The organism is Sphingosinicella xenopeptidilytica (assembly GCF_042676985.1).
GTDB classification, from domain to species: domain Bacteria; phylum Pseudomonadota; class Alphaproteobacteria; order Sphingomonadales; family Sphingomonadaceae; genus Sphingosinicella; species Sphingosinicella xenopeptidilytica.
This window is the reverse complement of sequence record NZ_JBHTIK010000002.1, coordinates 461167-483601: the sequence shown is the minus strand read 5'-3', so window position 1 is coordinate 483601 and position 22435 is coordinate 461167. Positions and strand designations below refer to the sequence as shown.

The window sequence follows — 22435 nt, the reverse complement described above, 5'->3', positions numbered from 1 at the left end:
TACGGCGGAAACAGGCATTTGAAGCCCGGACTTGGGGGAAAGGACCGCAATGCTGAATGTCGTTACGCGCGAGGGCAAGGAACCGGCGCTCGCGCTCGTCCACGGCTGGACCTGCGACCACCGCGCCATGCAGCCCGTCGCGGATGCGTTCCCGGCGCAGAAGACGGTGATGCCGGACCTCCCCGGCCACGGCGCGAGCCCGAAGACGGGCGACTATGCGATCCCGGCACAGACGGACGCCGTGCTGGCGGCGATGCCCGAGCGCGCGATCTGGGTGGGCCATTCGATGGGCGCGCAGATCGTGGTGGAAGCCGCAGCGCGCGCGCCGGAGCGCGTGATGGCCGCCGTGCTGCTCGACCCGGCGGCGATCCAGCCAATGGAAGCGGCCTTCGCGGGGCGGGACCGAATGAAGACGGACCTTGCGACGACGGACGACTTCCCCGCGCTGATGCGCCGCTTTTCGGGTGGCATGATGATCGCGCCGACTGATGCGGAGGCCGTGCGCGCACTTGCCGACACGCAGGCTGCCGGCGATCCCGATGTCGCACGCGCAGGCTGGGACGCGATCTGGAACTGGGACGGCCCGTCGGCGTTCGCGGCGCTTTCGGTGCCGACCCTCGTCATCACCGTCGAGCGGACGATGAACCGGCTTTCGGACCTTTCGAAGCTCAATCGCCGCATCGCGACCGCGCAGGTGACGGGATCGGGCCATATGCTGCAGTTCGAGGTGATGGATCAGGTGGCGGCGATGATGCGCCGGTTTTTTGATCTGAACGGTCTGCTCAGCGCGCGTTAATCTGAACTGCTGTTGGAACAAGCACGCGGCTTCCCGCGTATTTGCGGCGCAAACGGAAATGGAGATCAGGGGCTTATGTCTATCCGAGCGAAACTGATTGCAGCCACCGGGGCCACGGCCCTGCTGCTGACGACGGCCTGCGTGACCAACCCGGAAACCGGCAAAAAGGAAATCTCGAAGACCGCGATCGGCGCCGCGCTCGGCGCGGGCGCGGGTGCGGGCCTTGGTGCGATCATCGGCGGCAAGCGCAATCGCACCGAAGTTCTGGTCGGCACCGGCATCGGCGCGCTCGCGGGCGCAGCGGTCGGCGCCTACATGGACAAGCAGGAGAAGGAACTGCGCGAGAAGACCGCGGGCACGGGCATCGACGTCGTGCGCCAGGGCGACGAAATCGTGCTCAACATGCCTTCGAAGGTGACGTTCGACGTCGATTCAGCACTCGTCAACGCGCAGTTCCAGCCGACGCTGAACGAGGTCGCGCGTGTGCTCTCGCAGTACGAGAAGACCTTTGTCGACGTGGTCGGCCACACCGATTCGACGGGTTCAGACGCCTACAACATGACGCTCTCGCAGCGCCGCGCGGACAGTGTCGCCACTTATCTGTCGTCGAACGGCGTGCTGCGCGCGCGCATCGCGACACAGGGCCTGGGCGAAAGCCAGCCGATCGCGAACAACGACAGTGAAACCGGCCGCGCGCAGAACCGCCGCGTAGAGATCAAGCTGGTGCCGGTGACGGAAACCGCGACGAGCTAGGGAAGATTGCCGACAAACAATTGGGCCGAACAAACCGCCCGGCCCAGTTGGCGACCCATATTTGGGGTTCGCACATCATCGCAGAACGGGATTTTGCGAGCACTATCAATACTCGGAGGCCCGTTCGGCATGAGTCAGGCGAGCCCATTTTTTCTTATTGAGAACGATTCTCAAATAGAATAGAAGCCGGTTCATGAAGAACGCACCCCAAATCGACGACTGGAACGGCGCGACCGGCGCGCGCTGGGTGGATAATCAGGAACGGCTCGACCGCATCCTCGCGCCTTACGGCGACGCGGCGCTGGCGGCGGCCGCCGCGAAACCGGGCGAGGCGGTGCTCGATATCGGCTGCGGCGCGGGCGTCACGACGCTGGCGCTTGCCGCAAGCGTGCAGCCGGGCGGCCTCATTGTGGGCGTCGATATCTCGGAGCCGCTCGTCGTGCGCGCACGGGAACGCGCCGCAGCCGCAGCGCTGCCGATCGACTTCCGGCTGGAGGATGCGAGCCGCGCCGCCCTGCCCGCCGCCGCCTTCGACCTGCTCTTTTCCCGCTTCGGCGTGATGTTCTTCGACGCGCCGACGGAAGCCTTCCGCCACATGCGCGCCGCGCTGAAACCCGGCGGACGCCTTGCCTTCATCTGCTGGCGCAGCGCAGCGGAAAACGATTGGGCGAAGCTGCCGATCGCAGCGCTGCGCGGCATCGTGCCGATCCCGGAATCGAACCCCGAAGCACCCGGCCCCTATGCGTTCGGCAACCGCGCCCGGCTTCAGGGCATTCTCGAGGACGCCGGTTTCATCGATATCGAAATCCAGCCGTTCGACGCGCCGCTCATCTACGGCATCGGCGCGGACAGAGAGGCGGCACTCGACGACGCACTCGATTACATGACGCAGATCGGACCGGTCCCGCGCCTACTCGCGGACAAGCCTGCAGACATGCGCGAGAAGGCCATGGCTGCAGTGCGTGCAGCGCTCGAATCCCGGCTCGGCGATGATGGTGTCGTTATCGATGGCGCGGCATGGGTGGTGACCGGCCGCAATCCCTGATCCGTTACGGTTGCCAAATGGCATCATATGAATTATATGATGCCAAAAGGAGACACCGTGACACCCTCGCTCCAGCTTGTCGACACCGCCCCGCAGGTGTTTCGCCCCGCACCCATCACCGATGCGGAAGGCGCGGCCATGTTCCGCGCGGCACTGAACCTGTTTCGCGCGTGGGAAATCACGGACGAGGCAGCCGCAACGCTGCTCGACCTGCCGCTTCGCACCTACCGCCGATGGAAGTCGGAAGGCCCGGGCCGCATGGGCCGCGACGGCAAGGCGCGGCTTTCCAACCTGATGGGCATCCACAAGGCGCTGCGCATCATCTTCCGCGAACCGCATCGCAGCTACGCATGGGTAAAGGCGCCGAGCACCGTCTTCGGGGGTGAGAGCGCGCTCGACATCATGCTTGGCGGCGAACTCACCGATCTGATGCGCGTGCGCCGCTACCTCGATGCCGAGCGGGGCGGATGGTGAATGATGCAGAGATTCCGGTCGCAGAGGTAGACTGGAAAGGCGCGGTGCGGATCATCCGCAGCGCCTGGCCGCCGATCGACCTGTTCGAGGACATTGCCGACCCCGCCGACTGGCCGCTGCTGATCGCGGCAGAGCAGAAGACCAACCCGCGCCTGATGGCCACCATCGGCACAATCGACCTCGTGCCGCCGACGCGGCGTGTTTCCGGGCCGGGCGCGAGCTATCTGATGGCGCCCTTCACGCACATCAGCACCGACCGGCCGAGCCGGTTCAGCGACGGGCGCTACGGCGTCCTCTACATCGGCGACAGCTTCGAAACGGCGCTGTTCGAAACGGCGCACCACCACGCGCGCTTCATGGCCGCAACCGCCGAGCCGCCGGGCTGGACCTCGCAGTTCCGGGAGATCGTGCTCGACGTTTCTGCGCCGCTTCACGATCTGCGCAGCGGCGCCGGGGCCGTGCTTTCTCCAGACGATTACGGCCCTGGCCAGACGCTCGGTATGCGATTGAGGGCGGCAGGATCCGAAGGCGTCATCTATCCAAGCGTGCGCCGCGCGGCTGGCACCTGCGTGGGCCTGTTCTACCCAGACCGCGCGTCCCTGCCGCGGCAAGGGCGGCATCTCGATTATCATTGGGACGGCGCGCGCATCGACATGGTGCGCGATGCAGGCAGCGGGCACGTGTATCGGATCGTGTAGGGCGGATCGACATTCAGCCCTAGAGCAATAGGGCTAGCTAAGCGGCCTGATCCTTGGCCTCTTCAGCCCGCGCAGCAAACTGTTCCGCGAGCGATTCATGGATTTTCCGCAAGGCGGGCGCAACGGCACGGGCCGCCATCTCACGACATTCGGCCTCCCTCCGCAGGAGATATTCACGCACTTCAGGAGCTGACATGAGACTCTCCTGGTACCGCGGCTGACGCCGCGGGGCCGAGCGGTTCGGGAATGAGTCGCTGGTGTGCGCACCTTATAACACAGGCGGCGGGATGTACCGAATCGGGACAGATTTGAAGGGGTTGCAGCGCGGGCGACAACGCGGGATGCTTACCGCACGACAGGAGACCCGAATGAAACAGCGCGCGCTCGGCGCCAGCGGCCTTTCGGTCGCCCCCATCATGCTCGGCGGCAACGTCTTCGGCTGGACCGCCGACGAGAAGACGAGCTTCGCGGTGCTCGACGCTTTCGCCGAGGGCGGCGGCGATTTCATCGACACGGCAGACGTTTATTCGGCGTGGGTACCGGGCAACAGCGGCGGCGAATCCGAGGCCCTGATCGGCAAATGGCTGAAGGCGCGCGGCAGACGCGACCAGACGGTGATCGCCACCAAGGTCGGGATGCTGGACGGCGAAGGCGGCAAGGGATTGAAGGCGAGCCGCATTGCGGCAGCCTGCGAGGCCTCCTTGAAGCGCCTGCAAACCAATGTGATCGACGTTTACTTCGCGCACAAGGACGATCCCGAGACGCCTCTGGAGGAGACTCTGGCCGCGTTCGATGCGCTGGTGAAGGCTGGCAAGGTGCGCGCGATCGGCGCCTCGAACTACAGTCCGGAACGGCTTGCCGAAGCACTGGCGATCAGCGACCGGAACGGCTGGGCGCGCTTCACCGTGCTGCAGCCGCAATACAACCTGTTGAAACGCGACGAATATGAAGGCGCACTGCAGCGGCTCGCTATCGACGAGACGATCGGCGTGGTGCCCTACTACGGCCTTGCGAGCGGGTATCTCTCCGGCAAATACCGGACGCCCGCCGACCTCTCCGGCGCACGCGCGGGCGCCGTGAAAAAATGGATGGAAGGCCAGGGCCCCGCTGTCCTCGCCGCGCTGGACACGGTTGCCGCCGAAACCGGCGCCAGCCTCGCCGCCATCGCACTCGCATGGCTGAAAGAACAGCCCGGCATCACCGCACCGATCGCCAGCGCGAGCCGGCCGGAACAGGTCGCGGATTTGATTGCCGCGGCGACGCTGACGCTAACGCCCGATCAGCTTGGCCGCCTGACGGCTGCGGGGCGTTAGTAAACGCGTGCCTTCGGCTTGATGTACTCGATCTCGTCGGTGAGCGTGTAGGTATGGACCGGGCGGTAATCGAGCTTCACGCCGCCGCCCTTGCCGCCCCAGCCGTCGAACCATGAGACGGTGTGCCGCATGAAGTTCTCGTCGTCGCGGTTCGGGTAGTCCTCGTGCATGTGCGCGCCGCGGCTTTCCTTGCGGTTCGCCGCGCCGTGGATCGTCACCATCGCCTGACTGATCAGATTGTCGAGTTCCAGCGTTTCGACGAGGTCGGTGTTCCAGACAAGACCCTTGTCGGTGACGCGGATGTCCTGCACGCGCTCGTAGGTCTTGGTGAGCTTGCCGATGCCTTCCTGCAGCAGCTCGTCGGTGCGGAACACCGCGCAGTGCGCCTGCATGGTCTTCTGCATCTCGAGCCGCACATCCGCCGTGGGCGATCCGCCCTGCGCATTGCGGAAGTGATCGAGACGGCCGAGCGCCATGTCGTTCGAGTCCGCCGGGAGCGGCTTGTGCGCCGTGCCGGGCTTGATGATCTCGGCGACACGGTGCGCGGTAGCGCGGCCGAAGACGACAAGATCGATGAGGCTGTTGGAGCCGAGGCGGTTGGCGCCATGCACCGAAACGCACGCGGCCTCGCCGACCGCGAACAGGCCGGGGACGACCGTGTCCGGGTTGCCGTTCTTCAGCGTGACGACCTCGCCGTGATAGTTCGTGGGGATGCCGCCCATGTTGTAGTGCACGGTCGGCACTACGGGGAGCGGCTGGCGCGTGAGGTCCACGCCCGCGAAGATCTTGCCCGTTTCGGTGATGCCGGGCAGGCGCTCGTGCAGAATCTTGGCGTCGATGTGGTTGAGGTGAAGGTAGATATGGTCCTTCTCCTTGCCGACGCCGCGGCCTTCGCGGATTTCCATCGCCATGGAGCGCGAGACGACGTCGCGGCTGGCGAGGTCCTTCGCGGAGGGCGCATAGCGCTCCATGAAGCGCTCACCTTCGGAGTTGGTGAGATAGCCGCCCTCGCCGCGCGCGCCTTCGGTGATGAGCACGCCCGCGCCATAGATGCCGGTCGGGTGGAACTGCACGAACTCCATGTCCTGCAGCGGGAGCCCTGCGCGCAGCACCATACCGCCGCCGTCGCCCGTGCAGGTGTGCGCGGAGGTGGCGGAGAAGTAGGCGCGGCCATAGCCGCCCGTCGCCAGCACGACGCTGTGCGAGCGGAAGCGGTGGATGGTGCCGTCTTCCATGCAGAGCGCGATGACGCCCCGGCACTCGCCGTTCTCCATGATGAGATCGAGTGCGAAATACTCGATGAAGAAATCGGCGCTGTAGCGCAGCGACTGCTGGTAGAGCGCGTGCAGCATGGCGTGGCCGGTGCGGTCGGCGGCGGCGCAGGTGCGCTGCGCGGGCGGGCCGGCGCCCATGTTCTGCATCATGCCACCGAACGGGCGCTGATAGATCTTGCCTTCGCTGGTGCGGCTGAACGGCACGCCCGCGTGCTCCAGCTCGTAAACGGCGGCGGGCGCCTCGCGGCAGAGATATTCGATGGCGTCCTGATCGCCGAGCCAGTCCGACCCCTTCACGGTGTCGTACATGTGCCAGGTCCAGTGGTCCGGGCCCATGTTGCCGAGCGAAGCGGCGATGCCGCCCTGCGCCGCGACGGTGTGCGAGCGCGTGGGGAACACCTTGGTGATGCAGGCGGTCTTGAGGCCCGCCTCGGCGATGCCCATCGTAGCGCGCAGGCCCGAGCCGCCGGCGCCGACGACGACGGCGTCATAGGTGTGATCGATAATCTGATAGCTGCTGGTCATGCGTATTCAGTCCGTCAGGCGCCGAGCGCGATCTTGAGAATGGAGAAGACGCCGACGAGACCGCCGGCAACCGCGAAGGCATTCAGCGCGAGGAGCGACGCCACCTTGGCGCCCTCGTGCAGATAGTCTTCGATCAGAACCTGAAGACCAAGCCGCAAGTGCCAGAAAACACTCACCACGAACAGGATCAGCGGCACCGCGACGAGCGGCTGCCCGATCCAGTCCGTGACCGTCTTGTGGCCAAGGTCCGGCAGGCGAACGAGCGACACGATGAACCAGACGACGAGCAGCAGGTTCGCAATCGCGGTGACGCGCTGCAGCCACCAATGGTGCACGCCGGTCTTCGCCGCGCCGAGGCCGCGCACGCGGCCGATTTCGGTTCCACGTCCCATGGGTCGACTCCTCAGACGTACAGGATAATCGCCCAGGTGATCGCGGTGAGCGTCAGCGAGGCGAGGATGGTGAGGATGGCGGTCAGCTTCGAGGTGGCGAGGTCATAGCCCCAGCCGGTGTCCATCGCGAGGTGGCGGATGCCCGACATCATGTGCTGGTAAACGGCCCACGTCAGCGCGACGAGGATCGTGATGCCCACCCAGCCCGACGCGATCGACAGGAAGGTCTCGTAGGCCTCGGGGCCGGTGGCGGCTGCGACCAGCCACCAGAGGAACAGCAGCGTGCCGCCGATGGCGAGGCCGTCGCCCGTGGCGCGGTGCAGGATCGAAACCAGCATGTGGACGCGCCAGCGCCAGATGCCGAGGTGCGGTGAAAGCGGCCGGTTCACGGATGCCACGCTTTTATCCCCAGTTGAGTGCCCTTTTCACGGGTGCTTTTAGGGCGCGCGGCGAGTCGTGCAACTCTTATGCTTGCGAACGATTCTCAACTATGCCGATTCAGGCACCGCGAAGGCGCTGGAGCGTCGAGAAGCGCGGGTTATCAACGGCAAGACGCGCCGTGACCCCTACCTCCAGCGCATCAAGAAGCCCTGGCGTTTCGGTTGTCCACGCGCCCGAACGAATGCGCGCGCAAGCGGCGGCCAAACGTTCGTCGAGCGCGGCATCAGGAAGCAGCGCACCAAGAGCCTCCGCTTCAACCGCACCGGGTCGTTCGCGCAGTTCACGGACGGCGATGGCGAGCGCATTGGCGGCGACCTTGGCGTGAAAGGCCATGTGGCCCGAGAGTTCGGCTTCGGCCTCTTTCAGGAAGGCGGCGGCAGCTTCGACAAGGTCGACGGCTTCGATTCTGGACCGCATCGTTCAAAGCGCTCCGTTCTTCAGCATGAAGAGAATATCGGCTTCAGTTTCCGAGACGCGGCGGGCGATCGCGGCGCGTTCGACGGACGCCACCTCGCCCGAAAGATGAGCGGCACCCATCTGCATACACATCACGCCCCAGCGCAGCGAACCCAGCATTTCGAACGCGAGGGCAAGATCGCGATCCACCGGCCTGCCTCCGGCCGCCTCGTAGGCCGCGTAAAACGCCTCCCGCTCCGCGAAGCCGCCAACGGGCATCTGCGTCTGGCCGAAGCGCCATGTATTGGTGGAAAGCCAGCCGATATCGAGCAGCGGATGGCCGACATGCGCGAGTTCCCAGTCGACAACCGCCGCAAGGCCGGTATCGCCGACAATGAAGTTCCCCGAACGGAAATCACCGTGGACGAGCGCAAGATCGCCATTTTCCGGCAAGCGATCGGCCAGCACGGCAAACGCCAGCTCGAACACCGGCACGGTGCCCTCGCAGCGATCATAGGTCTCGCGAAGCGCGCGAAGCTGCGCCTGCGGCGTCAGCACCGGAAGCCGGAGGTCGGCGACGGCTTCGGCGCCGATCGCGTGGATGCGGGCGAGCGATTCCGCGCAATCGGCGAGCATCGCAGCCCGCGCCTCGCCATAGGAATCGTCGCGCAGCCAGCGCGGCGCGAGCGTTTCACCCTCCACGAACGCCATGACGAAGCCCTCGCCGAGCCCGTCTTGCGGCGTCAGCACAGCAACCACCTCGGCAACGCGGACGCCCGCATTTCCGGCCCGTGTCTGCAGTGCCGCCTGCACTGCCCGCGACATGCCATCCGCCGTCTGGCCGGGCGGCGTTACCTGCAGGATAAGCCGCCACGTCTGGCCTTCGCGAATGGCATCGACCGCATAGGTGAGCGAACTGGCCCCGCCCGAAAGCGGGATGACCGCCTCGACATCGACATGGCCGGGTACGGCCCGCTCGAGCACACGGGCAAGGCGCGCACGCGCTGCCCCCGGATCGGTCCTGTCCTGTTCCATTATGGATACGGTAGCGCCTCTTCGTAGCGCCGCAACTGCGCGATCTAACGGGGCGTTAACCCCGCTCGGCTATATCGTTTCGCACTCGGCACCCCTATTTGCGCGAAAAGCAGGCGACAGAACCAACGCATGATCGACAACGAAACGGTCTCCTGGCGGGAGCGGCTGCGCTCTTATCGGATCACGGACGAGGATCAGCGTCTGATGCCCGAGCTTTGGCACGCGCTGGAGCCGGTCGCGCCGCAGATGGCGCAGGCGTTCTGGGAGGTCTTCGGGCCTTCAGCGGGCGCGGGCGACGACCTGACGCCCGAACACAAGCGCATCATGATCGAAAACAGCGTTGCCTATACGCGCCAGAACCTCACCGATCCGCTCGATGCCGCGTGGATGGAGCGCGTGGCGCTGCACGGCAACGGCGTGTTCGCGGCGGGTGCCAAAAGCCATGAGGCGGTGGGGGCGTTCAGCTGCGCCTACGATGTCGCCTACGAACATCTGCCGCACATGATCGAGGACCGCACGAAGCTCGCCAAGATGCTGCGCGTGCTTTCCAAAATCTGCGAGCTTGAAGTGGACCTCGTGCTGACGCGCGTGCTGGTGCTGCGCGACAAGCAGCGCACCGATGAGATTCATGCCTACGGCGAGAAATTCCGCACGCTGATCGCAAGCGCCGTCGAGCGCACCTCGCAGCGCTCCGCCGCCGTGCGCACGCAATCCGCGACCGCCGCGATCAAGGCGCGCGACATGCTTTCGAAATCCGCCGAGGTCGCCGCCGCCGCCGAGCAGTCCGCGATGGCGATGCGGCAGGCCGCCGAGACCGCCGCAGGCCTGATCCGCACGATCGAGGAAACCCGCGCGGAGGTGGACGGCGCCGCGACCGTCGCCGACCGTGCGACAGCGCAGGCCGGCGATGCGGTCGATTCCGTGACGCTGCTCGCCAAGCACAGCGAGACGATCGAATCGATCGTGAGCCTCATCCGCGACATTGCGGGGCAAACGAACCTCCTCGCCCTCAACGCCACGATCGAGGCGGCGCGCGCGGGCGATGCCGGGCGCGGCTTTGCCGTGGTTGCGCAGGAGGTGAAGTCGCTCGCCGGACAGACGGCGCGCGCGACCGACGACATCGCCAAGCAGATCGCCGCGATTCAGGCCGCGACGCAGAGCACGGTTGCTGCGAACGGTTCGATCCGCGAGACGGTGGACGGCGTGCGCAAGTCCGCCGACCGCATCAAGGGCGCGATGGACAATCAGGCGGCAACGGTGACGATGATTACCGGCTCCGTCGACGAGACCGCGCTTTCCGCCGACGCCATGTCCGCCGCCATCGCCAGCATCCGCCTTTCGACCGAAAGCGTCGCGAGCGAGGTGGATACGGTGCGCGTGGTGTTCGCCGAGGTGGACGAACAACTGACGCAGCTTCAGAGCGCGGTCGGCGAGTTCATGGCGGCCATCGCCGCCTGACGCATCCCCCCATCGGGAATGGTGACAGGGCAGCCACGCGGCGGATAGACTCGCGCGCATGGCACGTCCCCACATCTTCATCACCGGCGCTTCGCGCGGCATCGGCGCGGCAACCATGGCGCTTATCCGCGAGGAAGACGCCCGCGTCGTCGGCCACGCCACCAGCGATGGCGGCGGGCTGATCGGCACCGATCTCAGCCTGCCGGGCGCTGGCCGGGCACTCTGGGAGAGGGCGCTGGAGGCGCTGGATGGGCGCATCGACGTGCTCGTGAACAACGCGGGCGTATTCGAGGACAATCCGCTGGGCGCGAGCGATCCGGACTGGGACGCGCAGTGGGAACGCGGCCTTGCCATCAACCTGAAAGCGGCGGCGGACCTGTCGCGCGCGGCGATCCTGCACTGGCGCGAACGCGGCAGCGGCGGGCGCATCGTCAACGTGGCGAGCCGCGCCGGGCACCGGGGCGATTCGCCCGCGCACTGGCACTATGCGGCGGCGAAGGCGGGCATGATCGCCATGACGAAAACAATCGCGCGGGCCCATGCGAGCGAAGGCATCCTCGCCTACGCAGTCGCGCCCGGCTTCACGATGACCGGCATGGCGGAAGACTATCTTTCGAGCCGCGGCGGCCAGCAGCTTCTCGCCGATATCCCGCTCGGCCGCGTAGCCGACCCCGGCGAGGTGGCGAACGCGATCATCTATCTGTCGCTGAAGGCACCCGCTGCGATGACAGGTGCGACGCTCGACATCAACGGCGCGAGTTACGTCCGCTGATTATCGTCAGGCTTCGATGAGCACCTTGCCCATCGCCTTGCGATCCATCATCCAGCGGATCGCCTCGGCGCCATCGTCCAGGCTGAAACGCCGGGAGATGTGAGGGTGCAGCTTGCCCTCGGCGAGCCACCGGATCAGCTCGGCCATGTTCGCGGCGTGAACCTTCGGCTCGCGCATCGTGAACGCGCCCCAGAATACGCCGACGATCGACGCGCCCTTGATGAGGGCGAGGTTGAGCGGCAGCTTCGGGATCTCGCCGCCCGCGAAGCCGACGACGAGGTAGCGGCCGTTCCAGCCGATCGAGCGGAACGCAGGCTCGGCGAACTTGTCGCCGACGGGATCGTAGATCACGTCCGGCCCGGCACCGCAGGTACGCTTGATGCCCTCGCGCAGGTCTTCGGCGGAATAGTTGATCGTCTCGTCCGCGCCGTATTCGCGGCAGAGCGCGAGTTTCTCATCGGAAGAAGCAGCGGCCACGACCCGCGCACCCATCACCTTGCCGAGTTCGACCGCCGCGAGCCCGACGCCGCCCGCCGCGCCGAGCACGAGCAGCGTCTCGCCCGGCTGGAGGTTCGCGCGCTGTTTCAGTGCGTGGTGCGAGGTCGCGTAGGTCATGGTGAAGCCCGCCGCGATGTCGAGCGGCATCGAATCGGGCAGCGGCACGGCCTTCGAAGCTTCCGCGATCAGATATTCGGCGAAACCGCCCGTGCCGGTCATCGCGAGCACGCGGTCGCCGGGCTTCAGGTGCGTGACCCCCTCGCCCACCGCATCGACCGTGCCCGCCGCCTCGCCGCCCGGCGAGAACGGCAGCGGCGGTTTGAACTGGTAGAGGTTCTGGATGATGAGCACGTCCGGGAAGTTCACGCCCGCGGCGGCAACGCGGATGCGGACCTCGCCCTTGCCGGGTTCCGGCGTCGGCACATCGCGTACGACCAGCTTTTCAGGTGGACCGTGCTCCACGCAAAGCAGCGCCTTCATAATCTGTCCCTTTCACGATCCGCAGGTTGCCATTCGGCGTTCGCTCGGCACAATAACCGCATGAAGGGTGGGGACAATGCACGACAAAGATAGGCTTACCGTTGCGGTGATGGGCGCCGGACTCATCGGCTGTTACATCGGCGGGGCGCTGGCGGCGGGCGGCGCGCGGGTGACGCTGATCGGCCGCCCGACCTACATGGACGCGATCCGCGCGGAGGGCCTGCGCATTTCCGACGCGAGCGGGCGCGATACACTCGTTCCGGCCTCCGACGTTGTGCTGACGGAGAACCCGGCGGCCGCAGCGGGCGCGGACGTGGTGCTGGTGACGGTGAAGAGCGACGCGACGGCGGAGGCGGCCGCAGCGCTCGCGCCGTACCTCGCGGCGGGAACACCGGTGCTGTCGCTGCAGAACGGCGCGGACAACGTTGCCGCCATCGCTGCTGCACTCCCGGAGGCGCGCGCCTTTGCGGGCATGGTGCCGTTCAACGTCGCCGCGCGCGGCCCCGCCCATTTCCATCAGGCGACGGGCAGCCCCGTGCAGATCGATGCCGACCCGGCGCTTGCAAGGTTCGCGGACGTGCTTGCCGCAGGCGGCCTCCCGCCCGTGCGAAGCGCCGACATGGAGGGCGTGCTGTGGGGCAAGCTGCTCGTGAACCTCAACAACGCGATCAACGCGCTTTCGGGCAAGACGCTGGCGCAGGAGTTCGCCGACCGCGACTACCGGCGCGCGTGGGCGCTTTCGATGCGGGAAGGGCTCGGGCTCGTGAAGGCGGCAGGCATTCGCCCGGCGAGCGTGCTGCCGCTCCCGATCGAGCGGATGCCGTTCCTGCTGTCGCTGCCGAATTTTCTCTACCGACGCATCACCGCGCGGCAGAAGACTACAGTGGACCGGCATGCACGCTCATCGATGGCGGACGACCTTGCGCGCGGGCGGCGCACCGAGGTCGATCACCTGAACGGTGCCGTCGTGCGGCTGGCCGCAAGGCTGGGGCGCAAAGCGCCCGTGAACACGAAGCTCGTCGAACTGGTGCGCGCGGCGGAAGCAGGGGCGCCGCCGATCCCCGGCAAAATGCTGCGTCAGACGCTCGCGGCGTCGACGAGGGCCTGAGCGAGCAGGCGGAACTCCTCCTCGCGCGGGCTCGATTTGCGCCAGACGAGCGCGATCTCGCGGAACGGCTTCTCGCCGTCGATGGGCCGCGTCTCGACATCAGTGCCATTGAGGATGCCCGCCTTCAGCGCCATGTCCGGCACCAGCGTGGTGCCGAGACGATTGTCGACCATCTGGATGAGCGTGTGCAGCGAGGTGCCGACGACCGACGTTTCCGCGCGGTATTCGGGACGTCCGCAGGCGGCGAGCGCGTGCTCCTTGAGGCAGTGCCCGTCCTCCAGCAGCAGCAGCCGGTCGGTATCGATGTCTTCCGGGTGGATCACCTTGCCCGCGCCGTGGATATCGTCCTTGTGCGCGGCGATGTGGAAATAGTCGCGGAACAGCTTCACGCTGGCCACGTCGCCGCACGGAAACGGCAGCGCGAGCAGCACGCAGTCGATCTGCCCCCGCCCGAGCGCATCGCACACCGAGGCGCTCGTCTCCTCGCGCAGGTAGAGCTTGAGATCGGGCCAGGAGGCGCGCAGGCGCGGCAGCGCCTTCGGCAGGAAGAACGGCGCGATCGTGGGGATCACGCCCATGCGGATTTCGCCCGTCAGCGGCCGCGCCTCTGCCTGCGCCAGCGCGGCGAGGTCTTCGGCCTCGCGCAGCACGAGGATCGCCTTGCGCGCGATCTTCTCGCCGAGCGGCGTGAATCGCACGACGCGCCGCGTGCGCTCGACGAGCGCGGCGTCTAGCAGGGTCTCGAGCTCGCGGATTCCCGAAGAGAGCGTCGACTGGGTGACGAAGCAGGCATCGGCGGCGCGGCCGAAGTGCTGGTGCTCATGAAGCGCCGCGAGGTATTGAAGCTGCTTGAGCGTGGGCAGAAATGTCATCGGCGTTTTCGATCAGTCTGACCAGAATTATCCATTGGCTCCATAATACGCCAGGCGGATATACACAAGTCACTGAAGCCCCCGCGGCCCGCCGGATCATCCCCCCTCCCGGCGGGCCGCATCCGTTTTGGGAGACTAGAAGAAGGCGCGCCAGATACCAAAGCCGCTGGTGAGCGTCAGCACCACGCCCACGATCATGAGCAGCGGGCGAGGAGCGATCCTTTTCGCCAGCCATGCGCCGAACGGCGCAGCGATCACACCACCGATAAGCAGCCCGAGCATTGCCTTCGTAAAGAACTCGACGCCGAGCGTGAGAAGGAACGTGGCCGAAACCGTGAGGGTCAGGAAGAACTCGGCGGTGTTGACCGTGCCGATCGTCTTGCGCGGCGAGGCGCCCTGGATCAACAGGTTCGAGGTGACGACCGGGCCCCAGCCCCCGCCGCCCGCGGCATCGAGAAAGCCGCCTGCAAGGCCGAGCGGCTCGACGATACGCGGATTCTTGATCTTCGGCGGATAGCGCCAGCTCCGCCAGATCAGCAGGATGCCGATGCACGAGAGATAGGCGAGCACGATCGGGCGCGCAGCTTCGGCAGGAACCTGCGTGAGAAGGTAAGCGCCAAGGACACCGCCGATCACACCGGGAACGACAAGGCGCGCAAACAGCTTCCAGTCGACATTGCGATGGATCGCGTGGCTGATGCCCGAAACCGCGGTCGTGAACGTCTCCACCGTATGGACGCCCGCCGACGCTGCCGCAGGCGGAACGCCGAGGCTGACGAGCAGGGTGGAGGAAATGACACCGAACGCCATGCCGAGAGCGCCGTCGACGAGCTGGGCCGCGAAACCTACCGCGATATAAGGCAAAAGGTCCGCAAGAACGTCCGTTGGCATGAAAGATATGATCCTCAGTGTATGGCGGCCCGCACGCGGCAGATGGCACACAGAGGCTTCGGGGCAAACGACTTTTTCTTTCGCACCGGCAAGCCCGCCCTTGTGGCGGGGCTGGTAATTTGGCCTCGAAGCGCCTAGATTCCGCCGATCAGGAAGGTCCCGGGGAAGCGCTCGCCACTATGTTCGATACACTTATCGCCTACCTCGATTCGGTGAAGGCGCGCGACCCCTCGCCGCGCTCGCGCTGGGAAATCCTGCTGTATCCGGGCGCCCTCGCGCTCGGCCTGCACCGCGTGGCGCACTGGCTCTATCGCGGCGAGATGTTCTTCCTCGCGCGCTTCGTGAACCATCTTTCGCGCGCGCTGACCGCCATCGACATTCACCCCGGCGCGAAGATCGGCGAGCGGCTGTTCATCGATCACGGCTTCGTGGTGATCGGCGAAACCGCGGAGATCGGCGACGACGTGACCATGTACCAGGGATCGACGCTCGGTGGCACGAACCCCACCAACGGCATCGGCGGCAAACGCCATCCTACGATCGGCGACGGCGTCATCATCAGCCTCGGCGCGGCGATCCTCGGCCCGATCACGGTGGGTGCGGGCGCGCGCATCGGCGCGAACGCGGTCGTCACCAAGGACGTGGCGGAGGGTGCGACGATGGTCGGCATCCCGGCACGCTCCACGCTTGTCGAGGTGAAGCCGGAAACGCAAGACTTCGTGCCCTATGGCACGCCGTGCAGCGAAAAGTTCGATCCGCAGACCCAGCAGCTCGAAATCCTGCGCTGCGAGGTGGAAACGCTGCGCAAGCGGCTGGCGGAGCTCACGCCCGCCGACCTCAAGCCCGCTGCCAAGCCGGGGGCCTCCGCCCGGAAGGCATGAACAACGTCACGCCCCTTTTCGCGGGGCGTGGCCCCACTCAGGTCCTCTTCGACCGCCAAGAGCTGAACCACATCATGAGCCTTTACGGCCGCATGGTGGCCGCGGGCCTGTGGCGCGACTACGCCGTGGACATGACGCGCGAGGAAGCGGTGTTCTCGGCCTTCCGCCGCGCCTCGGAGCGCCCGGAGATCCGTGTGGTGAAAAGGCCCGAGCTGCGCACGCGGCAGGGGCAGTACCTGCTGATTGGCGAAGCGGGCGTCGTACTGCGCCGCGGCCACGAACTGCCGCCGCTGCTCGCCCCGCTGGAGCGCAAGCTGCTGAAGCTGGTCGAAGTCTAGCCCTTCAGCTCGCCCAGCCGCGACATGACGAGACCGCCCTGTTCGGCGCCGTTCGTCGGCACGGTTTCGCCGGTGCAGTCGGTGATCTCGGCGATCCGTGCCGCGACGGTTTCCACCGTGCGATCGGCTTCGGGCACCATGATGCCGTGCGTCAGCGTAACGTGCGCGGCGTGGAAGCCCCCTGCCCCGGCGCCGAGGATCGTGCTCGTCGGCGCTGCGTTGCTGACGAGGTAGAGCGCCGCAGGAACCACGTTTTTCGGCGCGAGCAGCCGCAGCATCTCTTCGGGCATGATGTCCTCGGTCATGCGCGTGCCCGCGACCGGGAAGATCGAATTGACGTGGATGTTCGACTTGGCGCCCTCAAGCGCGAGCGTCTTCATCAGGCCGACGAGGCCGAGCTTCGCCGCGCCGTAGTTTGCCTGTCCGAAATTGCCGTAGAGGCCGGTCGACGACGAGGTCATCAGGATGCGGCCGTAGCCGGCGTCGCGCATCGCATCCCACACCGCCTTGGTGCAGTTCACCGAACCCATCAGGTGCACATCGAGCACGAAGCGGAAATCATCGAGCGTCATCTTCGCGAAGCTCTTGTCGCGCAGCACGCCCGCGTTGTTAATGAGGATGTCGACGCGGCCCCAACGCGAGAGCGTATCGGCGACCATCGCCTCGACTGCGCCGAAATCGGTGACGCTCGCAGGGTTCGCGACCGCCGTGCCGCCCTTCGCCTCGATCTCCGCGACCACGACTTCCGCCGCACTCGCCGATCCGCCGCTGCCGTCGCGCGCGCCACCGAAATCATTCACGACGACCTTCGCGCCGCGCGCGGCCAGCTCCAGCGCATATTCACGGCCGAGACCGCCGCCAGCGCCGGTAACGATGGCAACGCGGTCCTTGAAATCGATGGTCATGCCCTGCTCCCCGAAGACGAAATCGGGGATTGCCTAGCGAAGCACCACGCTCGCGAAAACCCGTCTTATGCGACAGCTTCCCGGCGGCCATCCGTATCGAGCGAATAGCCCGCCGAGCGCACCGTGCGGATCACATCGGGCAGGCCATCGAGATTGATCGCCTTCCGGAGCCGGCGGATATGCACGTCGACCGTGCGCTGCTCCACGTACACGTCGCGGCCCCAGACGGAATCCAGAAGCTGCTCGCGCGAGAAGACACGGCCCGGATGCTCCAGGAAGTGGCGCAGCAGGCGAAACTCCGTGGGCCCGAGCGCCACGGGCTGGCCGTCGCGCGTCACCTTGTGCGCGGTCGTATCCATGAAGATGCCCGCATATTCGAGGTTGCCCCCGGCAAGCGCCGGGCGCAGGCGGCGCAGCACGGCGCGGATGCGCGCGACGAGCTCGCGCGGGCTGAACGGCTTCGTGATGTAATCGTCGGCGCCGATTTCGAGGCCGCGGATGCGGTCCGCTTCCTCAGTGCGCGCCGTCAGCATGATGATCGGCAGGTTCGCGGTCGCGGGCTCGCGGCGCATACGTCGGCAGACCTCGATGCCCGAAAGGTTCACGATCATCCAGTCGAGAAGGACGAGATCGGGCTTTTCCTCATCCGCCAGCACCAGTGCTTCCTCGCCGTCTTCGGTGCTGACGACCGCGAAATCTTCCTGCTCCAGATTGTACCGGATCAGCTCGACAAGGTTCGCGTCGTCCTCGACCACCAGAATCTTGGGCTTCATGTCGCTACCGCTCCTGTTCGCCTTCGACGTCCTCGCTGACCGTATAAACGGTCTCGTCGGCCTTCTGCCGATCGGTCAGATGCTCGCCCGTGGCGGAATAATAGACGACCTCGGCGATATTGGTGGCGTGGTCGCCGATCCGCTCGAGGTTCTTGGCAATGAACAGCATGTGCGTGGAGGGCGTGATGTGATGGGGATTTTCCATCATGAAGGTGAGCAGCGCCCGGAACAGGCTGTTGTAATATTCATCGACCGAATTGTCGCGCTTCCACACGTCGCGCGCGAGTTCGGGATCGCGGCGCGCATAGGCATCGAGCGCATCGTCCACCATCTGCGAAACGATACGCGCCATTTCGGGCACGATCACCATCGGGCGGATCGGCGAATCCTGCGCGATCGAATTCACGCGCTTGGCATTGTTCTTGGCGTAGTCGCCAATACGCTCGATCACCGCGGAAATCTTGAGCGCAGCGATCACTTCGCGAAGATCGTCCGCAAGCGGGGCGCGGCGCGCGATCGTGGCGATGGCAAGCTGCTCGACCTCCGCCTCGATCCTGTCGATGCGCGAATCGGACTGGACGACCGCCTGCGCGGCCTCCGCATCACGCGCGACTATGGCGGCAACCGAGCGATCAACCTGATCCTTCGCAAGGCCGCCCATCTCGCCGATGAGCAGGCGCAACTGGCGCAGATCGTCGTCGAAGGATTTGACCGTGTGCGCGGTGGGCGTGGTGTTCATGGCGTTCCTGCCTTCTAGCCGAAGCGGCCGGTAATATAATCCTTGGTACGCTGCTCGCGCGGATTGGTGAAGATTTCCGCCGTATCTCCATATTCGACGAGCGTGCCGAGGTGGAAAAAAGCCGTACGCTGGCTGACGCGCGCCGCCTGCTGCATGTTGTGCGTGACGATCACGATCGCGTAGCGGCCGCGCAGATCGTCAATCAGCTCCTCGATCTTCGCAGTGGCGATGGGATCGAGCGCCGAGCACGGCTCGTCCATCAGGATTACCTCGGGATCCACGGCGATGGCGCGCGCGATGCACAGGCGCTGCTGCTGGCCGCCCGAAAGCGCCGTGCCGCTGTCCTGCAGGCGGTCCTTCACCTCGTTCCAGAGGCTGGCGCGCACGAGGCTCTGTTCGACGATGGCATCGAGTTCCGCCTTGCTGGAGGCGAGTCCGTGGATACGGGGCCCGTAGGCAACGTTCTCGTAGATCGATTTCGGGAACGGGTTCGGCTTCTGGAACACCATGCCGACACGGGCGCGGAGCTGCACCACGTCCATGTCGGGCGCGTAGATGTCGTGCCCTTCGAGCTCGATGCGGCCTTCGATGCGGGCCGCGTCGATGGTGTCGTTCATGCGGTTCAGGCAGCGCAAGAAGGTGGACTTACCGCAGCCCGACGGACCGATGAAGGCCGTGACGAGATCGGTGTGTACGTCGATCGACACGCCGTTCAGCGCCTGCTTCTCGCCGTAGAAGACCTTGACGTCGCGCGCCGTCATTTTCGGCTGCGACGACACAGTCGCCTCCGCACTCGCCGTCATGGTCGCCATCATATCGTTCACCAGCGTTTCTCGAACTTGTTGCGGAGGTATATCGCGAGGCCGTTCATCAGCATCAGGAAAACGAGGAGCACCATGATCGCCGCCGAGGTCTTCTCGACGAAACCGCGCGCCACCTCGTCCGACCACAGGAAGATCTGCACCGGAAGGACCGTCGCGGGGGTCGTGAGGCCGCCCGGCACATCGGTGACGAAGGCGCGCATACCGATCATCAGCAGCGGCGCCGTCTCGCCGAGCGCGCGCGCCATGCCGATGATCGTGCCGGTGAGGATGCCGGGCAGCGCCAGCGGCAGCACATGGTGGAAGACCACCTGAATCTGCGAGGCGCCGACGCCGAGCGCAGCGTCGCGGATCGACGGCGGCACCGACTTGATGGCGATGCGCCCGGCGATGACGATCACCGGCAGCGTCATCAGCGCGAGCGTCAATCCGCCGACTATAGGCGCCGAGCGCGGCATCCCGAAGAAATTGAGGAACACGGCAAGGCCGAGCAAGCCGAAGATAATCGAAGGGACCGCGGCGAGGTTGTTGATGCTGACCTCGATCATGTCGGTGATGCGGTTCTTCGGCGCGTACTCTTCAAGATAGATCGCCGTCATGACGCCGATCGGAAAGCAGAGGAGCAGCGTGACGATGAGCGTGAGTAGCGAGCCCTTCGCCGCGCCCCAGATGCCGGCAAGCTCGGGGCTTGTAGAATCCGCCATCGTCAGGAAGGTCGTGTTGAGCGTGGTGCGCACGGCGCCATCGGACTTGAGCGTGTCGAACGCCGCGACCTCCGTGTCCGACACCGGCCGATTCGCTTCGGGCACGGCGCGGTCGATGAGGCCCTTGCCGAGCAGATCGAAATCGCCCGAGGTCGGCACCCATACGTCGACCCGCTTGCCGATGAGGCCGGGATCGGCACGCACGGCCTCGCGGAGCGCGAGCCATGCACCGTCGCTGACGAGATCCTTCGCGGCGATACCGAGGGTCTGCGCGCGCGCGTTCGCCGCTGCGGTCATCACACCCTGGAAATTCGCCGTGTTGAGCGCGTTCTCGGCGCCCGGTCCTGCAAGCGCACTGCTGTCGATGCCGAGCGTGAACGGATCATATTCGACCGCGAGCTTAACCTCGGTACGCAGGAAGCCCGTGTAACCGTTGGCGAAGATCGTGCCGAGGAGAAACAGCAGGAAGGCGCCCGCCAGCGCCAGCGCGGCGAATCCCATGAAGCGGAAGCGGCGTTCCTTCGCATAGCGGCTGCGCACGCGCTCCTGCATGACAGGCGAGGCCCAGTCGGTCTGTACGCGCGGGCTATTCATAAGCTTCCCGGTAGCGCTTCACGACCGCGAGCGCGTAGATGTTGAGGCACAAGGTCACCGCGAACAGCACGAGGCCGAGCGCGAAGGCGGAGAGCGTCTTCGCCGAATCGAATTCCTGGTCGCCGGTAAGAAGTTGCACGATCTGCGCAGTGACGGTCGTCACCGACTGGAACGGGTTCGCCGTGAGATTGGCGGCAAGACCGGCGGCCATCACCACGATCATCGTTTCGCCGATCGCGCGGCTGACGGCGAGCAGCACGCCGCCGACGATACCGGGAAGCGCCGCCGGTATAAGCACACGCTTGATCGTCTCCGAGGTGGTGGCACCCATCGCGAGGCTGCCGTCGCGCATCGCGGCGGGTACCGCGGTGATCGAATCGTCCGCCATCGACGACACGAACGGGATGATCATGATGCCCATGACGACACCAGCCGCGAGCGCGCTTTCAGAGCTAGCGTTCGAAATGCCGATCGAGAGCGCGAACTCGCGCACTGCGGGCGCCACGGTGAGCGCCGCGAAATAGCCGTAGACGACCGTGGGTACGCCCGCGAGCACCTCCAGCATCGGCTTCATGATCTTGCGCGCCTTCGGCTTTGCATACTGCGTCAGGTAGATCGCCGACATGAGCCCGAGCGGGATCGCGACGATCATCGCGATGATCGCGCCGATGAAGATCGTGCCCCAGAACAGCGGCACCGCACCGAACGCGCCCGACGAGCCGACTTGATCAGCGCGGATCGCCGTCTGCGGGCTCCAGTTCGTGCCGAACAGGAACTCGATCGGCGAGACGCGGCGGAAGAACTCGACGCTCTCGTAGATGAGCGAGAGCACGATCCCGAACGTGGTGAGGATCGCCACCAGCGACGAGAGGATCAGCACGATCATGATGAAGCGCTCGACCCGAGGCCGGGCGCGGAAGTGCGGACGCACGCGCAGCCACCCGAAGCCGCCACCGGAGACAGCGAGCAGCGCGGCGAGCCCCGCAATCACCAGCGACCACTGTGTCTTGATCGAGCGGTAGATCGGCACCGCCGCATCGGCTGCGGGATTGAACGCGCCCGCGAGCTGGCCCGAGACGACGCCGCGCACCTCGGTGAGGAAGGCCTGCCGGTCGAGCGTCGTCTGCGGCTGGCTTTCGGCCGGAAGCGAAGCGATCGTACGATCCGCAACGATACTTTCGCCAACAACCGACCACGCCAGGACGAGGATGAGCGCCGGCACCAACGCCCAGAGCGCGACGTACCAGCCGTGATAGGCTGGGCGCGAATGAATGGAAGATATCCGGTCCGCGGCGTTCGCGAACGTACGTCCAGCGAACGCGGCGGCACGGGCGCGAGCAGCGAGATACGCCGCGACGGCCAGACCAAGCAGGGCAAGGATCAGGGCAGCTGCTGACATGATCGAACGGCGCGCATTGCCGACCTTTCGGCACGCACGCCTTCATCCTTTCCCGTTGAT

At 66.0% G+C, this 22435-nt stretch carries 25 protein-coding genes; 11 read left to right on the top strand and 14 right to left on the bottom strand.

What is annotated here, in order from left to right:
• Window positions 1-49: 49 nt before the first annotated feature.
• The 6 genes from ACFQ00_RS05265 (at window position 50) to ACFQ00_RS05240 (ending at window position 5079) form a co-directional block, all read left to right on the top strand.
• Window positions 50-796, top strand: a complete 747-nt coding sequence (locus ACFQ00_RS05265) for an alpha/beta fold hydrolase (RefSeq protein WP_381487218.1) — start codon at window positions 50-52, stop codon at window positions 794-796.
• 75 nt (window positions 797-871) lie between these two features.
• Window positions 872-1549, top strand: coding sequence for an OmpA family protein (locus ACFQ00_RS05260; RefSeq protein WP_381487215.1), 678 nt, complete (start codon window positions 872-874; stop codon window positions 1547-1549).
• A 193-nt stretch (window positions 1550-1742) separates the two neighbouring features.
• Window positions 1743-2594 carry a class I SAM-dependent methyltransferase gene (locus ACFQ00_RS05255; protein ID WP_381487212.1) on the top strand — a complete coding sequence of 284 codons (852 nt, stop codon included), beginning with the start codon at window positions 1743-1745 and terminating at the stop codon, window positions 2592-2594.
• Window positions 2595-2690: 96 nt separating this feature from the next.
• Window positions 2691-3068 (top strand): MbcA/ParS/Xre antitoxin family protein, encoded by a 378-nt coding sequence (locus ACFQ00_RS05250; RefSeq protein WP_381487864.1) that lies wholly within the window; start codon window positions 2691-2693, stop codon window positions 3066-3068.
• Window positions 3062-3766: an RES family NAD+ phosphorylase gene (locus ACFQ00_RS05245; protein WP_381487209.1), complete on the top strand. Its 705-nt coding sequence runs from the start codon at window positions 3062-3064 to the stop codon at window positions 3764-3766. The genes ACFQ00_RS05250 and ACFQ00_RS05245 overlap by 7 nt, the downstream gene beginning before the upstream one ends.
• A 368-nt stretch (window positions 3767-4134) precedes the next feature.
• Window positions 4135-5079: an aldo/keto reductase gene (locus ACFQ00_RS05240; RefSeq protein WP_381487206.1), complete on the top strand. Its 945-nt coding sequence runs from the start codon at window positions 4135-4137 to the stop codon at window positions 5077-5079.
• On the opposite strand, the gene sdhA is transcribed toward ACFQ00_RS05240, so the two are convergent.
• The 5 genes from sdhA to ACFQ00_RS05215 all read right to left on the bottom strand — a co-directional run bounded on the left by sdhA (window position 5076) and on the right by ACFQ00_RS05215 (window position 9142).
• Window positions 5076-6878, bottom strand: a complete 1803-nt coding sequence (gene sdhA / locus ACFQ00_RS05235; RefSeq protein WP_381487203.1) for a succinate dehydrogenase flavoprotein subunit — start codon at window positions 6876-6878, stop codon at window positions 5076-5078. The genes ACFQ00_RS05240 and sdhA overlap by 4 nt on opposite strands.
• 14 nt (window positions 6879-6892) lie before the next feature.
• Window positions 6893-7270, bottom strand: a complete 378-nt coding sequence (sdhD, locus tag ACFQ00_RS05230) for a succinate dehydrogenase, hydrophobic membrane anchor protein (protein WP_381487200.1) — start codon at window positions 7268-7270, stop codon at window positions 6893-6895.
• Window positions 7271-7281: 11 nt separating this feature from the next.
• Complete coding sequence (gene sdhC, locus ACFQ00_RS05225; protein WP_339706847.1) at window positions 7282-7668, bottom strand: succinate dehydrogenase, cytochrome b556 subunit; 387 nt, start codon at window positions 7666-7668, stop codon at window positions 7282-7284.
• Window positions 7669-7768: 100 nt separating this feature from the next.
• Window positions 7769-8128, bottom strand: coding sequence for a DUF6285 domain-containing protein (locus ACFQ00_RS05220; protein WP_381487197.1), 360 nt, complete (start codon window positions 8126-8128; stop codon window positions 7769-7771).
• Window positions 8129-8131: 3 nt separating this feature from the next.
• The gene (locus tag ACFQ00_RS05215; RefSeq protein ID WP_381487195.1) at window positions 8132-9142 is read right to left on the bottom strand and encodes a phosphotransferase family protein; all 1011 of its coding nucleotides are present in this window, start codon (window positions 9140-9142) and stop codon (window positions 8132-8134) included.
• Window positions 9143-9271: 129 nt separating this feature from the next.
• Here ACFQ00_RS05215 and ACFQ00_RS05210 point away from each other — a divergent pair, with 129 nt between their 5' ends.
• Both ACFQ00_RS05210 and ACFQ00_RS05205 read left to right on the top strand, forming a co-directional pair.
• Complete coding sequence (locus ACFQ00_RS05210) at window positions 9272-10600, top strand: methyl-accepting chemotaxis protein (RefSeq protein WP_381487192.1); 1329 nt, start codon at window positions 9272-9274, stop codon at window positions 10598-10600.
• A 58-nt stretch (window positions 10601-10658) separates the two neighbouring features.
• Window positions 10659-11372, top strand: a complete 714-nt coding sequence (locus ACFQ00_RS05205; RefSeq protein WP_381487189.1) for an SDR family NAD(P)-dependent oxidoreductase — start codon at window positions 10659-10661, stop codon at window positions 11370-11372.
• Between the two features lie 6 nt (window positions 11373-11378).
• Here ACFQ00_RS05205 and ACFQ00_RS05200 read toward each other — a convergent pair whose 3' ends face one another.
• A complete protein-coding gene (locus ACFQ00_RS05200; RefSeq protein ID WP_381487186.1) occupies window positions 11379-12350 on the bottom strand; it encodes an NADPH:quinone oxidoreductase family protein in 972 nt (323 codons plus the stop codon).
• Between the two features lie 76 nt (window positions 12351-12426).
• On the opposite strand from ACFQ00_RS05200, the gene ACFQ00_RS05195 reads away from it, so the two are divergent.
• The gene (locus tag ACFQ00_RS05195; protein ID WP_381487183.1) at window positions 12427-13458 is read left to right on the top strand and encodes a 2-dehydropantoate 2-reductase; all 1032 of its coding nucleotides are present in this window, start codon (window positions 12427-12429) and stop codon (window positions 13456-13458) included.
• Here the strand turns inward: ACFQ00_RS05195 and ACFQ00_RS05190 are convergent.
• Both ACFQ00_RS05190 and ACFQ00_RS05185 read right to left on the bottom strand, forming a co-directional pair.
• A complete protein-coding gene (locus tag ACFQ00_RS05190) occupies window positions 13428-14330 on the bottom strand; it encodes a hydrogen peroxide-inducible genes activator (protein WP_374594275.1) in 903 nt (300 codons plus the stop codon). The two genes, ACFQ00_RS05195 and ACFQ00_RS05190, sit on opposite strands and share 31 nt — an antisense overlap.
• A gap of 135 nt (window positions 14331-14465) precedes the next feature.
• Window positions 14466-15221, bottom strand: a complete 756-nt coding sequence (locus tag ACFQ00_RS05185; RefSeq protein WP_381487179.1) for a sulfite exporter TauE/SafE family protein — start codon at window positions 15219-15221, stop codon at window positions 14466-14468.
• 179 nt (window positions 15222-15400) lie between these two features.
• Here ACFQ00_RS05185 and epsC point away from each other — a divergent pair, with 179 nt between their 5' ends.
• Complete coding sequence (gene epsC, locus ACFQ00_RS05180; protein ID WP_381487176.1) at window positions 15401-16102, top strand: serine O-acetyltransferase EpsC; 702 nt, start codon at window positions 15401-15403, stop codon at window positions 16100-16102.
• On the top strand, window positions 16099-16440 hold the full coding sequence (locus ACFQ00_RS05175; protein WP_381487173.1) for a DUF2794 domain-containing protein: 342 nt from the start codon (window positions 16099-16101) through the stop codon (window positions 16438-16440). The genes epsC and ACFQ00_RS05175 overlap by 4 nt, the downstream gene beginning before the upstream one ends.
• Here the strand turns inward: ACFQ00_RS05175 and ACFQ00_RS05170 are convergent.
• From ACFQ00_RS05170 to pstC, 6 genes are all read right to left on the bottom strand, one after another.
• Complete coding sequence (locus tag ACFQ00_RS05170) at window positions 16437-17345, bottom strand: SDR family NAD(P)-dependent oxidoreductase (protein WP_381487170.1); 909 nt, start codon at window positions 17343-17345, stop codon at window positions 16437-16439. The two genes, ACFQ00_RS05175 and ACFQ00_RS05170, sit on opposite strands and share 4 nt — an antisense overlap.
• Window positions 17346-17410: 65 nt before the next feature.
• On the bottom strand, window positions 17411-18118 hold the full coding sequence (gene phoB, locus ACFQ00_RS05165; RefSeq protein WP_121051814.1) for a phosphate regulon transcriptional regulator PhoB: 708 nt from the start codon (window positions 18116-18118) through the stop codon (window positions 17411-17413).
• A gap of 4 nt (window positions 18119-18122) precedes the next feature.
• A complete protein-coding gene (gene phoU / locus ACFQ00_RS05160; RefSeq protein WP_381487165.1) occupies window positions 18123-18857 on the bottom strand; it encodes a phosphate signaling complex protein PhoU in 735 nt (244 codons plus the stop codon).
• Between the two features lie 14 nt (window positions 18858-18871).
• The gene (gene pstB / locus ACFQ00_RS05155) at window positions 18872-19672 is read right to left on the bottom strand and encodes a phosphate ABC transporter ATP-binding protein PstB (RefSeq protein WP_374599307.1); all 801 of its coding nucleotides are present in this window, start codon (window positions 19670-19672) and stop codon (window positions 18872-18874) included.
• 5 nt (window positions 19673-19677) lie between these two features.
• On the bottom strand, window positions 19678-20976 hold the full coding sequence (pstA, locus tag ACFQ00_RS05150) for a phosphate ABC transporter permease PstA (RefSeq protein ID WP_381487163.1): 1299 nt from the start codon (window positions 20974-20976) through the stop codon (window positions 19678-19680).
• The gene (gene pstC / locus ACFQ00_RS05145; RefSeq protein ID WP_381487160.1) at window positions 20969-22375 is read right to left on the bottom strand and encodes a phosphate ABC transporter permease subunit PstC; all 1407 of its coding nucleotides are present in this window, start codon (window positions 22373-22375) and stop codon (window positions 20969-20971) included. Before pstC ends, pstA begins: the two co-directional genes overlap by 8 nt.
• Window positions 22376-22435 lie beyond the last annotated feature (60 nt).